Below are 12,735 nucleotides of genomic sequence, written 5' to 3' on the forward strand. Positions count from 1 at the left end.
TGAAAACTTGCACTATAATTGTGCAAGTTTTTGTTTAATTGCCGCTACTACCAGGTTAATTAAGATTTGATTTCCTGCAGCTGTAAGATGCTGTCCATCTTCTTGGTAATATGAAGATAAATTTTTTAACTGACAAAAATTAGCGATCAAGTTAATGAAAGGAATGTTATATTTGCGGGCACAATCTATAGCGATTTGATTATAAATTGTCATATTTTGGTGATTGTAGTATTGCATAATATACTTATTATTAGGATCCTCATAAGCAGGACCTAAAATAATCATTTTCGAAGCACCAATACTTTTCACCATGTCGTTAAGATTGGCGGCATACTCAGCACTACTGATTCCCCAACCAGTAGACATGTCGTTTGTACCATATTCAAGGACCACTATGGCAGAATCTGTTGGAATTAAGTTTAAACGCTGCTTGCCTTGAGCTGTTGTGGCACCACTTAAAGATAAGTTGCTAATTTGAGCTTGACCAGCAAACTCTTTTTGCACTCCAGTAGTTACTATTTTAGTATCATGACCAGCACGATAACCATTAAACAGGGAGTCACCAAATAAGATTATTTTTTTCATAGTTTTGCCTTTCTGTATGATTAAGGAAATTAATTAAAGAACTTTATGTTTTTATTTTACTATATTATAAGAATTAAAATTCAAGGATATCGAGAATGAAAAATTATTTACAGTTTAATAGAGAAGAATGGCAGTCATTGTCTGCCACTGAACCGGTTAAAATAACTCAAGATGAATTGGCTAAGATTAAATCTTTAGGAGATATTATCAATTTAACTGATGTACAAGAGGTATACGGCAGTTTAATCAAATATCTTTATTTAGTCTATCAAGAAAAGCGGACTTTGCAGCAAAAGCAAGGGCGTTTTTTACACCAAAAAGTTGCAAGCGCCCCCTTTATTATTGGAATTTCAGGTTCCGTAGCAGTGGGGAAGTCAACTACTGCACGGCTTTTGCAAATATTACTTAGTCGTTCATATCCAGGTTTAAAAGTGCATTTAATGACTACAGATGGTTTTATTTATTCCAATCAAGAATTAACCAGGCGCAATTTAACCGACCGCAAAGGTTTTCCCGAAAGTTATAATATGAACTTGCTTATTAATTTTTTACAAGATGTCTTAAGTGGCAAGAATGACATTGTTTACCCCCTATATTCTCAGGAGTTAAGTGATATTGTTCCCGGAAAATATGGTCACGTATGTGAGCCTGATATTTTAATTATTGAGGGAATTAACACGTTGCAACTACCTACCAATGGTCAAATTGTAACCAGCGATTTTTTCGATTTTTCGATTTATATTGATGCACCAGAAGACCTGATTGAAAAATGGTTCATGCAGCGTTTTGTCAGATTGCTGGAGCTAAATAAAAATAATCCACATAACTTTTATTATGAAATGGCTAATGGACCACGGGATGAAGCTCTTAGGTTTGCACAAGAAACTTGGCAAATGGTAAATTTGGTTAATTTGCGGGAATATATTGCCCCTACCAAGCCGCGTGCCAGTTTGATTTTGCATAAAACTGCTGGCCATGTTATTGACAAAATTTATCTCAAACAAATCTAGCGTGTAGCGGGGATAACTTTAATTTATAAGAGGCTTTAAAATAATGATATTGGGAGATAGCAGGAGAAACAAATGTTACTGTTAAACAGAAGTGATATTGAAAAATGTTATTCACTAAAAGATTGTATTGCTGCGGTCAGTGACGCTTTTCGTTACTTTTCTGCCGGCAAAGTAGATGTACCATTAAGAACTCAAATTCTTAAGCAAAATGGTAAGGATACTTTCTTATGTATGCCCGCTTTTTGTGAAGATTACGAAGCTGCCTGCGTGAAAGTATTGAATATGTTTCCTGAAAATATTAGTCAGGGAGTACCTTCTATTAATGCCCAAGTCTTAAATATTGATGCTCAAACCGGTATAGTTAATGCTATATTGGACGGTAATTATGTGACCCAATTGCGCACGGGTTCTGCTGCGGGAGTTGCACTCAAGTACTTGGCAAAAAAGAATTGCAGGAAGGGTGCCTTAATTGTAACAGGCGGACAGGCTGCAACTCAGCTTGAGGCTATGCTGATTGTGCGTCACTTAGATGAGGTGGCCGTGAGTGACCTTGATTTTGAACGTGCTCAAAAGTTTGCTGTGAAAATGCAAAAGGACTTGGCCCAATACCACACTAAAATCACGGCGGTTGAGACTGGTAATGAAGCGGTACAGGATGCAGATGTAGTCATATCTGTCACACCGTCAACTAAACCAGTTTATGACGCTCACTTTATTAAGCAAGGTGCTACTATTTGTGGCGTAGGTGCCTATCAACCACAGATGGAAGAAACACCAGCAGAACTAGTTGCTAAAGCGGATAAAATTTACTTTGATTCTAAAGACGCTGTTTTGGCAGAGTCAGGTGACATAATTATTCCGTTAAATAAAGGCTTGATTTCTAATGCCGACTTTACTGGTGAAATTGGTCAAGTCGTGAGCGGCGAATTACCAGGACGCGAAAATGATAACGAAGTAATTTTCTTTGAAACGGTTGGTATTGCGGCCCAAGACTTGATGGCCGCAAAGTCTATTTATAATAACGCTGTAAAGCATAACGTTGGAACTCAAGTTAACATGTAAGTCTCAACTTTTTAGTTTATTTAAAATGATTGATTTTATGGTGTTGATAAAGTCCAAATTTTGCTATACTAATCATTATGAATGAGATTTATTTATTATTGATAAAAAAGTTTGCTTTACCTCCGGCGTGGTTTCCTGAAGTCAATAATTAATTTAATAAATGGATTTAAAGGAGTAAAAAATGGTACAAGCAATAAACTTAAAAAAAGGTATGGTTTTTAGTCAAGACGGCAAATTAATTCGGGTTTTGAAAGCTAATCACCATAAGCCCGGAAAGGGCAACACCGTTATGCAAATGGATTTGCGCAACGTTGAAAGTGGTGCTGTGGTTCATAAGACTATGCGTCCAACTGAGAAAGTAGATTTAGTTGATATCACTAAGAAAAACGCACAATATCTTTATAATGAGGGTGATATTTATACTTTCATGGATACTGAAACTTACGAACAATATGAAGTTTCAAGTGAACAATTAGGTGATGACAAACTTTATTTGATGCCTAATATTGAAGTTCAGTTGGAATTTGCCAATAACAGTAAATTGCTGGGTGTGGAATTGCCATCAACTGTAACGATGAAAGTAACCCATACTGAACCAGGCATTAAAGGTGCTACTGTTACTGGCTCTGGTAAACCTGCCACAATGGAAACCGGATTAGTGGTTCAAGTTCCCGACTTTATTAAAGAAGGGGAGGAGCTGGTTATTAATACAGCTGAAGGTTCCTATAAGTCGAGAGCTGAAGGAAGTAAATAATTATAGTAAAAGGGTGCAGCCGCAACGACTGCATTTTATTTTTCTTGTTTAACGGTTGTAATTCTGCATACTCTCAAGTATTTTCCAAACATAAAAAGCGCTTGCAGAAAAATATCTAATCGTGTATAATATTTTACATAAATAAAAATGGATTGTTACTCTTTGAGGCATTACCATTAGTCGAAGTATTTTTGAATACTTACTAATTGTTGTGCTTCAAAGAGTTTTTTTTGTTAAGGGGGAAATTGTGTTTAATTTTTTCAAGAAGAAAACTACCAAATTTACTGTTACTGCACCTGTTCCAGGAATATTGAAAAATTTAAGCGAAGTAAAAGATCCAGTCTTTTCACAAAAAATGATGGGAGATGGCTTTGCAATAAGCTTATCTTCCACAGCGACCAGTGTTTTTGCACCAGTGGCCGGAAAAATTGTTTCATTACCTGAAAGTCACCATGCAGTTGGGATAGTTACACAGGATGGGGATGAGGTACTTGTTCATATTGGTATAGACACAGTTAATTTAAATGGACAAGGCTTTTCAGCCGTAGTTGAGCAGAACGAAGAAATAACGCAAGGTCAAGAACTAATTAGACTGAGTCGTGAGTTCCTTGAGAGCAAGGAAGTTGATCTGACTACTATGGTCATCTTTACCAAATTGATCCCAGAGCATCAAGGCTGGAAAATGACTAAAAATTATGGCGATAATGTAACTAATCTGGATATAATAGTCGAAAAATAAGTTTAATGGGAGTATCTAAATGCAGGTTGTTAAACGGATAAATAATAACGTAGCAGTTTGTTTAGATCAAAATCACGACGAATTAGTAGCGTTTGGTAAAGGCATTGGCTATCCAAAAACTCCGTATGAACTAACTGATTTAAGTAAAATCAAAATGACTTTTTACCGAATTGATAGTCGTAATTTCAAACTGATTCAAGAAATTCCGGAAAGTGTTTTAGAGGTTAGTGCCGATATTGTTCAGCAAGCGCAAACTATTTTAAACCAAGACTTAAATCAAAATATTCTTTTTAGCTTAGCAGACCATATTAACTTTGCAATTGAACGCTCAAGAAAAGGAGTACGAATTGACTATCCATTTTCATATGATATTCAGTCCTTTTACCCGCAAGAATGTCAAGTTGGCGAAATTGCTTTAAAGATAATCGAGCAAAAACTGGCTATAAAATTACCCTCAGAAGAAATAATTGCGATAGCGATGCATTTTATTAATTCTCAAGTAGTTACAAAATTACAAATAAGTAAAGAGAGTTTTGACTCAATTGCCGACTTAATCGTAAAAGAGATTGAAAAGCAATTTAAGCTAAAAGTTAATCGTAAATCTTTTATCTATAACAGATTTATTACGCATTTAAGATACTACTTGAAGCGGTTAGAAAATGACGAACAAATTAATGATGGTTCCAGTAAATTACTCAGGAAAAGTTTTAAAGAAAACTATTCAAAAGTGTATCGATGTACAGTCGATATCATTAATCAGATTGATGAAAAACTAAGAACAAATACTACGGATGATGAAGAATTTTACTTAATGATTTATGTTCAAAGAATGATCGCACAATTAAATGATAAGGAAAGCAATGATGAATAAAAAATATCAGGAAATGGCCCGGCAAATTGTTACTGCAGTTGGTGGCAATGAAAATGTTGTTAGTGTAACCCATTGTATGACAAGGTTAAGATTTAATCTTAAGGATATGAGCATACCAAAAGATGATGAGATAAAAAATATTACGGGCGTACTTGGAACTGCAAGATCTGGGGGACAATATCAAATTATTATCGGCCAAACGGTTAATGAAGTTTATGATGCGGTTACTGCCGTGGGTAATTTAACTGAAGCTGCACCAGTGACTGAAAAAAAGGATAACGTAAAAAGTGAATCTAAAAAATTAACGTGGAAATCTGTTGGAAATACAATTTTAAATAAAATTGCTGGCAGTCTAACGCCACTTATTCCCATGTTGATTGCAGCATCAATGTTTAAAATGTTGGTGGCAGTACTTGGTCCAACTATGCTAAATGTTATTTCTGTACATAGTGACTTGTATCAATTATTTAGTTTTGTTGGTGACGCTGGCTTTTACTTCTTCCCCATTGCGATTGGTTATACTGCAGCTAAACAATTTAATACTTCTCCAATTTTAGGGATTTTTCTAGGAGCAATTATGCTTGATCCAGGATTGGTAAAAATTGTTGCAGCGGGAAAGCCGTTTACCGTATATGGTATTCCTATGCATTTGACTAATTATGCCAGTTCGGTTTTGCCAATCTTACTGTCAGCTTGGATAATGTCGTATATCGAGCGCTTCTTTAATAAGCATATTACTGCGTCATTACGGACTATACTTGCACCTACATTAACAATTGCTATTATGCTACCAATAGCTTTATGTGTTCTTGGACCACTTGGAGGATTTGTAGGCGAATATGTTTCTAAGGGAATTATTTCCTTTGGTCAACTGGGTGGTATTGCCGCTATTATTGGCGTAGGACTAATAGGCGCTTTGTGGGAGCTTTTAGTGATCACAGGGATGCACTTAGTGATGATCAGTGCAATGATTACAATTGTAGCACAGACAGGTCATGACAACTTCATTATTCTCGGTTCTCTAGCTGCCAGTTTTGCGGTAGCTGGTATGAGTTTAGGTGCAGCACTACGTTTAAAAGATAAAAAAGAAAAATCACTTGCATTTAGTTACTTTATTGCCAATTTTATTGGCGGTGTTACTGAACCTGGCTTATACGGATTAGCAATTAAATATCGTAGACCATTCATTGGCATGATGATCGGTGGATTTGCCGGTGGTATATACGCTGCCATAATGCATGTCTCTGGCTATGTAATTGTGCCGGTAGCTAATTTCATGTCATTAACTGCTTATGTAGGCGGATCTACGGCTAATCTAATCAATGGTATTGCAAGTGCAGCAATTGCTTTAATAGTTGCAGCAATTGCTACCTATGTTATTGGCGTTGAACCCAAAAATAAATAGGAGGAAAATATGAAAAATATAATTATTCGCGCAGATGATCTTGGTTATTCCAAGGGAGTTAATTACGGAATTTATGAAAGTGTCAAACATGGTCTGATCAATAATGTTGGTGTAATGGTCAATATGAAAGACACACTTCATGGGTTGGACCTATTGAAAGGATTTGATCTTGATATTGGGATGCATACAGTGATTTGTGCAGGTAAGCCATTGACTGATCCAGAAAAAATACCAAGTTTAGTAACATCTGATGGCTCATTTAAGCCATCTAAGGTCTATCGAACTACAGACCACGATGTGGTTGATCTGGATGAAGTGATCGTTGAAATTGAAGCACAATACCAATATTTTTTAAAAATTGTTGGCAAAAAGCCTGATTATTTTGAAGCACACGCTGTTTACAGTGCAAACTTGTTAAAGGGTCTTGAAGTAGTTGCTGAAAGACATAATTTACCATTGTTACCATTCGATTTAGACTTAAATCCTGTTAAGTTTAAAAAGAATACGACAATTACAACTTTTATGGACAGTATGAAACCAAATTATGATCCATATCGTACTTTCGCTCATACTATTGAATTTGCTTTAGCTAATTCGTCTGATAATGTACCAATGATGGTTTGTCATCCAGGATATTTAGACCAGAGTATCATTCAGCAATCCAGTCTAACTACTCCGCGTACTCAAGAAGTGGACTTTTTATGTGATCCGAAGGTAGCACAGGAAATTGCAGACAAAGGATTGCATTTGGCCAGATATACGGAGTTAAACTGAAATAATAGTGAGTCTTAAGGAATAGAAAATAAAAAGTTTTGGTGGTTAAATTTTTCCTGATCAACAAAAAGGCATTGAGTGTTGTTGCTCGATGCTTTTTTTATGCAGCTTTTTAGTGATCTTGATGCATAGTCTAGCATCATGAATCCAAATTGGCTATTGTCTGTTTTTTTAATATGACTAATAGCCAACTTTTATTGCTAAATATCACCCACAGCTTTTCTGGTAGTAAGCATTGAGTCTTGTAAATCAGCTTCTTCTTGCAAGCATGAAGTCAAAATATCAATTAGGTACATATTCGAAAACTGGGAATTAATAAATTTCTCGTTATTAGCAAAGCGCGGATTATATACGTGAAAAATCAGATCACTAAGTTGGGCAACAGGATTTTCGAGATAACTGGTAATCGAAACGATTTTTGCCTGATGTTTCTGCGCTAAGGTCAGTGTTTTAACGATGCAATCTGTTGTACCGCTATTTGATACAGCTAAAAAAAGATCATTGTTTCTAGCAATACTAGCACGCATTTCCATCCAATTAGGATCGCTGAAACTCTGAGCATCAAAACCCATTCGCATAAGTCTCAGACCAAATGTAGCAGCGGAAACACCAGAACTACTGGAACCAATTACAATAATATGGTCTTGCTTTTTTAACAACGCAATAAACTGCTTGATTAGACTTTGATCTATCATTTGCTGAGTATTTTTAATGACTGTTTGATAAAAAGTGAAAACTTCACTCAAAATGTCATCTTTTTGTTTAGGAACAGTATTAATTAAATGATGACCAATGTTAACCTTCATATCGGAGTAACTTTTGCAGCCGATTTTTTTGACAAACCTGGTAATGGTTGAAATAGAGGTTGAAGTGTGACGTGCCAGTTCAGTAATTTTCATATTATTTATTTGAGGGCTGTTTTGTAAAATATAATTGGCGATAACTTTTTCATTTTTGGAAAAATTTAAATAGTTTTTTTGGATTGCTATAAGTGGATTCAAAATAATTTCCTCCCAAGAAAGCCCTAAAGTTTATTGTAAGCGGATAAATTTACTCTTTTTCATTGTACTACTTTTTGTCAGAAATGAAAATAATTTTCTTAAAAAATAAATTGCGAAAAATATTTTCTTGTAGTATTATCATTAATGAAAGGGGTATCAAAAGCTAATGAAAAAGCAACCATACATTTTACCGAACATTTCTATGAAACGTGATGGCGAGCAACTGATAATTAAAATGCAGAATGAGAACAATGGCCCTTATCAGCTTTTAATAGGTGATGTACCAGAACTTGAAAAAATACAAAAGGTTATAGCGGAAAGCTCTAGCGGTGATTTTACAGTTAAAATTCCACGCAAGAATTTGCCAAAATACTATATTATCAAAAACACCGCTTCTCATTTTGTGACGAATATCTTTGCTGAACGAGTTATTCCACTTGAAAATGCCATTAATATTCGGGATATGGGCGGATACGCGGCTAAAGATGGACGCTTTTTAAAATGGGGTGTTTTGTTTCGCGGAGACCAGTTATCAAAGCTTAATGACAGCGATCAGCAAATATTAACAAATTATAACTTACAAACAATTGTTGATTATCGTTCACCACATGAAAGACAGTATCATCCCAATAAATATTTGCCTACAGTTTTACAAATTCTCAATTGTGATCCACAGTCAAGCTTTTCTGAGGCTGCGGCTAATGTAGTTGATTTAAAGGGTGAAAATGAAAAATTGGTACAGTCTTTGGAAAATGGTGAAGTCCCAGAAAGGTATATCAACGATCGGGGCGACAATGTCATTGAAAGTTATGAAGACCTGGTGACCTCACCAATTGCACAAAAAGCATATGGCAGAATGTTAAAAGCTGTTGTGTGCAGAGAAGCTTTGCCGTTGCTTCATCATTGCCGTGGTGGCAAAGATAGAACCGGTTTTGGCTCAATGCTGATATTGCTGCTTTTGAACATCAAAGAAGAAGATATAGTGCGCGATTACATGCTGACTAAGATTATTCGCAAAGAGAGGAATCAGTTAAAGTATGACTTGTACCATAAACTGGTTCAGAAAAAATCATATCTTGATTATTTAATGGCTATGATTGACACGCGCGAAAGTTACATTAAAGCGGCAATCAATAAAATATACGAGCTTTTTGGTACTCCCGAAAACTACTTTCAACAACATTTTAACTTAACTATGGCAGAAATTAACCATGCCAGAGATTTTTATTTAGAAAAGGGGACTGAAAATGGCAGATAAAAATACTCCAGTTGCAGTGATTTTAGCTAGTCACGGCTACTTGGCCGAAGAAGCTTTGCGAAGTGCAGAAATGATTGTAGGTAAGCAAGATAATTGTGCTTATTTGGCTGTGACAGAAAACCTGAACTTGGATCAAGCAAAAGAAAAAATGAATCAAATGTATGATGAACTTGACACCAATAATGGCACCATCATTATATGCGACATTTTAGGGGGAACGCCATCAAATGTCAGTGGTACTTTTTGTTTGGAAAAGGACAATGTTTTGGTATTAAGCGGGTTAAATTTGCCAATGCTGCTAGATTTATTTACCAATCGCAATCGCAGCTTGGCTGAACTAGCAGAATCACTTGAAAAGTCCTACAACATGGGCTTTCAGAATATTTCAGAAAGATTTAAAGAAGAGGAGCAAGACGAAGATGGCAGTGGAATTTTGTAGAATTGATGATCGTTTGATTCACGGACAAGTAGTAACGACTTGGCTTAATGTTAAGCAAATTGAGCAAGTGATCATTGTTGATGATAAGGTTGCCGAGGATAAAATTCAATCGAATGTTCTAAAAATGAGCGTTCCGCGCAATGTTAAATTACATATTTTTTCAACTGAAAAATTTTTAAAAATTGTCCCTCACAATCCGGTTACAAGAAGAACCATGCTTTTGTTTGCCTCTCCATTTACGGTTGAAAAGATTGTTGACAGTGGTTATCAGATACCAAAATTAAATATTGGCGGCATTCGCGGCAATGATGAGCGTAAGCAATATACGAAAGCTGTTTTCTTAACTGATGAAGAAAAGAAAGCATTGGAGAAGTTGCTGGACTTAGGAGTAGATATAGAAATTCAAATGGTTCCAACAGATGGAGCCGTCAAATTAAGTGAGGTTTTACAGAAATGAAAGTCTTTATCTTAACGGCTTTGGCCTTTCTCTTAGGAATTGATAATGTCAGTACAAAGATGTTCAGGCGGCCTTTGTTAATTGCACCAATCGTGGGTATTATACTAGGTAATTTACAAGCTGGACTTATTATTGGCGCAACACTTGAAGTTATGTGGATGGGTATTGGTGATGTTGGTGCCTATATGGCTCCGGATATCATTACCGGTACGATGATTAGTACTTCACTTGCAATAATGGGTAACACCAGTGGCAATATTTCGACAATGGTGGCAACCGCCATTACACTGGCTGTCCCAACTTCAATTTTGGCGCAACAACTACTTGTTTTAATCGAAACAATTAACTGTTCTCTTAATGGTTGGGCTAAACGGCTAGCAGATAATGCTGACGTTAAAGGTACATTTTGGCTGACTTGGCCACCAGCATTTTTATACGGTTTTGCTTGTGCATTTCCTACCTTTTTGGCTTTGCAATTTGGTGCAGGCGCCATTCAACAAGCAATAAATGACCTGCCTAAATTTATCATTAATGGCTTAAGCACGGCAGGTTCCATCATTCCTTCTGTAGGTATTGCATTATTAATGATGACAATGCTTAAAAAAGGCGAATTGTGGATGTTTATTATTTTAGGTTTCGTCTTATCTTCCTATTTAAAATTAGATATCTTACCAATTACGTTGATCGCTTTGGTGTTTGCTTTCTTATACGAAAGAGCAACTCGTGAGCCTAGTGCTAAAGCTCAAGTTTCACCAAGCACGCAATTAAATAATTCAAGCAGCGATGAAGAAGACGATGAGGAGGACTATGACCTATGAGTGAAGAAAAGTTAACTGCGCCTGAACACAAATTGAACAATAGAGATATTTGGCGCATGTTTATGCGACTCAATACTATGCGCATTACCTTAAATTATGAAACGCTGCAAGGTGTAGGATTTATGCGGGCAATCGCACCGGCTCTGGCAAAAATCTATCCTGATAAAAAAGACTTATCAGAAGCTATGAAGCGGCATTTGGTTTTCTATAATTCTCACGTTAACTTCGATGCTGTAATTTTAGGATTATCAGCCGCAATGGAGGAAACAACATCTCCAGATGAAAAAGATGGGATCAATCCATTAAAAACTGGGTTAATGGGACCTTTAGCCGGTTTAGGCGACAGTCTGATTAAATTTACCTGGCTGCCAATCGTTGGTAGTATAGGTGCCTCAATTGCCTTTGGTGGCAGCATCTTTGGCCCAATTTTGATGTTTATTCTCTATAACATAATTAATATGGGAGCAAGATACTATGCTGTTTCATTTGGTTATAAAAAGGGAATTGCTTTTTTAAATAATAACGAACAAAGCGATGTCATCCAGCGTATTTCCACAATGGCTAATGTAGTTGGATTGATGGTTGTTGGTGCTCTGATTTCAACAGTTATTAAAGTCAAAACACCATTAAAAATTGTTGTGCACTCTAATGTATCTAACAAAGTTGGTGGCAATGTCATTAGCTTGCAATCGATGTTTGATAAAATTATGCCGGGTCTGTTAAGCCTACTGGTAACTGTTTTGGTTTACTACATCTTAAAGAAGACTAATGGTAAACATGCGGCAATGTTAATTATTGCAATGATGGTGGTAGTAGTTGGCTTAACTTATTTCAAGATTTTGTAACACAAGTCAAATCTTCAGTTTAAAGCTTTAAGATAATTAAAAAGACTGCTAAATTGCGTTAATAAAACGCTAATTTAGCAGCCTTTTAAGGTATAACCAACTTGCTATTTCTTCCTTATTAAAATATTTTTCTAGGGCTTTTTATTGAGTTCAGAAACATTATTTTTAACGTCTTTGGGATTAATTGGCTCTCCAAATGACAGTGTAGGAATTTTTAGTATAGCCCAAATAATTAAAGGATAAATCCCTATTTTCAGTTGTCCAAATACTGCAAGTACTGTTCCCAGCCATAAGAAGCAGGAACGGACAATTTTTAGATAGTATAACTGGCGGTTAGTTTTGATATCTTTTTGGCTTTTAATTTTAAAATATCTAATTTGTGCTTTTGGTTTACCAGCTGTTGACTGAGGAATATTTTTATTACTATTCATGTTTGCCTCATTTTGATAATTCATTTTACATTGCTTATTAATAGTGCCGGAAGTTGACTTATTTTTACTGGAACTATTGTTAATAAATAATTTGCGAGTATCAAAAGTAGTCTTATTATAAATTGTATTATATATTTTTCTTTTAGGATGGGCCCAACCCATGCCGCGCTTGCCATAGTTGGGAATAATGGCTTTTTTAATAGCTCTCGTCGCTCTGCCTTTTGTTCTGGCAGAGATAGACTTTCTTAAACTGGGTTTTCTAAAACCAAACTTGACCATCATTTAT

Annotated in this window: 15 protein-coding genes; 12 read left to right on the forward strand and 3 right to left on the reverse strand. The window is 35.8% G+C overall.

Translation table 11 applies throughout. The annotated features are described in order from the left end of the window. Positions 1 to 12: 12 nt before the first annotated feature. Complete coding sequence (locus Q0R51_RS00665; protein WP_294755951.1) at positions 13 to 585, reverse strand: GDSL-type esterase/lipase family protein; 573 nt, start codon at positions 583 to 585, stop codon at positions 13 to 15. Between the two features lie 95 nt (positions 586 to 680). Here Q0R51_RS00665 and coaA point away from each other — a divergent pair, with 95 nt between their 5' ends. The 7 genes from coaA (at position 681) to Q0R51_RS00700 (ending at position 7,200) form a co-directional block, all read left to right on the forward strand. Next, positions 681 to 1,595 (forward strand): type I pantothenate kinase, encoded by a 915-nt coding sequence (gene coaA, locus Q0R51_RS00670; protein WP_294755952.1) that lies wholly within the window; start codon positions 681 to 683, stop codon positions 1,593 to 1,595. 72 nt (positions 1,596 to 1,667) lie between these two features. Then, positions 1,668 to 2,657 (forward strand): ornithine cyclodeaminase family protein, encoded by a 990-nt coding sequence (locus Q0R51_RS00675; protein ID WP_294755954.1) that lies wholly within the window; start codon positions 1,668 to 1,670, stop codon positions 2,655 to 2,657. A 181-nt stretch (positions 2,658 to 2,838) separates the two neighbouring features. After that, positions 2,839 to 3,411 (forward strand): elongation factor P, encoded by a 573-nt coding sequence (efp, locus tag Q0R51_RS00680; RefSeq protein ID WP_110445521.1) that lies wholly within the window; start codon positions 2,839 to 2,841, stop codon positions 3,409 to 3,411. A gap of 247 nt (positions 3,412 to 3,658) precedes the next feature. Then, positions 3,659 to 4,150, forward strand: coding sequence for a PTS glucose transporter subunit IIA (locus Q0R51_RS00685; protein ID WP_294755957.1), 492 nt, complete (start codon positions 3,659 to 3,661; stop codon positions 4,148 to 4,150). Between the two features lie 19 nt (positions 4,151 to 4,169). After that, a complete protein-coding gene (locus Q0R51_RS00690; protein WP_122025579.1) occupies positions 4,170 to 5,021 on the forward strand; it encodes a PRD domain-containing protein in 852 nt (283 codons plus the stop codon). Continuing rightward, positions 5,011 to 6,426: a PTS transporter subunit EIIC gene (locus Q0R51_RS00695; RefSeq protein WP_294755959.1), complete on the forward strand. Its 1,416-nt coding sequence runs from the start codon at positions 5,011 to 5,013 to the stop codon at positions 6,424 to 6,426. The genes Q0R51_RS00690 and Q0R51_RS00695 overlap by 11 nt, the downstream gene beginning before the upstream one ends. A 9-nt stretch (positions 6,427 to 6,435) precedes the next feature. Further along, complete coding sequence (locus tag Q0R51_RS00700) at positions 6,436 to 7,200, forward strand: ChbG/HpnK family deacetylase (RefSeq protein WP_294755961.1); 765 nt, start codon at positions 6,436 to 6,438, stop codon at positions 7,198 to 7,200. A 200-nt stretch (positions 7,201 to 7,400) separates the two neighbouring features. Here the strand turns inward: Q0R51_RS00700 and Q0R51_RS00705 are convergent, their stop codons facing one another. Then, positions 7,401 to 8,201, reverse strand: a complete 801-nt coding sequence (locus Q0R51_RS00705) for a MurR/RpiR family transcriptional regulator (RefSeq protein WP_294755963.1) — start codon at positions 8,199 to 8,201, stop codon at positions 7,401 to 7,403. A 166-nt stretch (positions 8,202 to 8,367) separates the two neighbouring features. On the opposite strand from Q0R51_RS00705, the gene Q0R51_RS00710 reads away from it, so the two are divergent. The 5 genes from Q0R51_RS00710 to Q0R51_RS00730 are packed head-to-tail and all read left to right on the forward strand — an operon-like array spanning position 8,368 to position 12,018. Beyond that, positions 8,368 to 9,459: a tyrosine-protein phosphatase gene (locus Q0R51_RS00710; protein WP_294755965.1), complete on the forward strand. Its 1,092-nt coding sequence runs from the start codon at positions 8,368 to 8,370 to the stop codon at positions 9,457 to 9,459. Continuing rightward, the gene (locus Q0R51_RS00715) at positions 9,449 to 9,898 is read left to right on the forward strand and encodes a PTS sugar transporter subunit IIA (RefSeq protein ID WP_294755966.1); all 450 of its coding nucleotides are present in this window, start codon (positions 9,449 to 9,451) and stop codon (positions 9,896 to 9,898) included. Before Q0R51_RS00710 ends, Q0R51_RS00715 begins: the two co-directional genes overlap by 11 nt. Further along, on the forward strand, positions 9,879 to 10,355 hold the full coding sequence (locus tag Q0R51_RS00720) for a PTS sugar transporter subunit IIB (protein WP_294755967.1): 477 nt from the start codon (positions 9,879 to 9,881) through the stop codon (positions 10,353 to 10,355). The genes Q0R51_RS00715 and Q0R51_RS00720 overlap by 20 nt, the downstream gene beginning before the upstream one ends. Next, a complete protein-coding gene (locus Q0R51_RS00725) occupies positions 10,352 to 11,173 on the forward strand; it encodes a PTS sugar transporter subunit IIC (protein ID WP_122037219.1) in 822 nt (273 codons plus the stop codon). The genes Q0R51_RS00720 and Q0R51_RS00725 overlap by 4 nt, the downstream gene beginning before the upstream one ends. Next, a complete protein-coding gene (locus tag Q0R51_RS00730) occupies positions 11,170 to 12,018 on the forward strand; it encodes a PTS system mannose/fructose/sorbose family transporter subunit IID (RefSeq protein WP_110445528.1) in 849 nt (282 codons plus the stop codon). Before Q0R51_RS00725 ends, Q0R51_RS00730 begins: the two co-directional genes overlap by 4 nt. Before the next feature lie 131 nt (positions 12,019 to 12,149). On the opposite strand, the gene Q0R51_RS00735 is transcribed toward Q0R51_RS00730, so the two are convergent. Then, positions 12,150 to 12,731: a hypothetical protein gene (locus Q0R51_RS00735; protein ID WP_294755968.1), complete on the reverse strand. Its 582-nt coding sequence runs from the start codon at positions 12,729 to 12,731 to the stop codon at positions 12,150 to 12,152. Positions 12,732 to 12,735 lie beyond the last annotated feature (4 nt).

Origin of the sequence: uncultured Lactobacillus sp. (genome assembly GCF_946477725.1) — a bacterium.
Taxonomy (GTDB): Bacteria; Bacillota; Bacilli; order Lactobacillales; family Lactobacillaceae; genus Lactobacillus.

Excerpts from the sequence above, each read along its gene's own strand:
- Q0R51_RS00715 (WP_294755966.1), top strand. The coding sequence starts at position 9,449 with ATGGCAGATAAAAATACTCCAGTTGCAGTGATTTTAGCTAGTCACGGC.
- Q0R51_RS00735 (WP_294755968.1), bottom strand. The coding sequence starts at position 12,731 with ATGATGGTCAAGTTTGGTTTTAGAAAACCCAGTTTAAGAAAGTCTATC.
- Q0R51_RS00725 (WP_122037219.1), top strand. The coding sequence starts at position 10,352 with ATGAAAGTCTTTATCTTAACGGCTTTGGCCTTTCTCTTAGGAATTGAT.
- coaA (WP_294755952.1), top strand. The coding sequence starts at position 681 with ATGAAAAATTATTTACAGTTTAATAGAGAAGAATGGCAGTCATTGTCT.
- Q0R51_RS00695 (WP_294755959.1), top strand. The coding sequence starts at position 5,011 with ATGATGAATAAAAAATATCAGGAAATGGCCCGGCAAATTGTTACTGCA.
- Q0R51_RS00710 (WP_294755965.1), top strand. The coding sequence starts at position 8,368 with ATGAAAAAGCAACCATACATTTTACCGAACATTTCTATGAAACGTGAT.
- Q0R51_RS00665 (WP_294755951.1), bottom strand. The coding sequence starts at position 585 with ATGAAAAAAATAATCTTATTTGGTGACTCCCTGTTTAATGGTTATCGT.
- Q0R51_RS00720 (WP_294755967.1), top strand. The coding sequence starts at position 9,879 with ATGGCAGTGGAATTTTGTAGAATTGATGATCGTTTGATTCACGGACAA.
- Q0R51_RS00690 (WP_122025579.1), top strand. The coding sequence starts at position 4,170 with ATGCAGGTTGTTAAACGGATAAATAATAACGTAGCAGTTTGTTTAGAT.
- efp (WP_110445521.1), top strand. The coding sequence starts at position 2,839 with ATGGTACAAGCAATAAACTTAAAAAAAGGTATGGTTTTTAGTCAAGAC.
- Q0R51_RS00730 (WP_110445528.1), top strand. The coding sequence starts at position 11,170 with ATGAGTGAAGAAAAGTTAACTGCGCCTGAACACAAATTGAACAATAGA.
- Q0R51_RS00675 (WP_294755954.1), top strand. The coding sequence starts at position 1,668 with ATGTTACTGTTAAACAGAAGTGATATTGAAAAATGTTATTCACTAAAA.
- Q0R51_RS00700 (WP_294755961.1), top strand. The coding sequence starts at position 6,436 with ATGAAAAATATAATTATTCGCGCAGATGATCTTGGTTATTCCAAGGGA.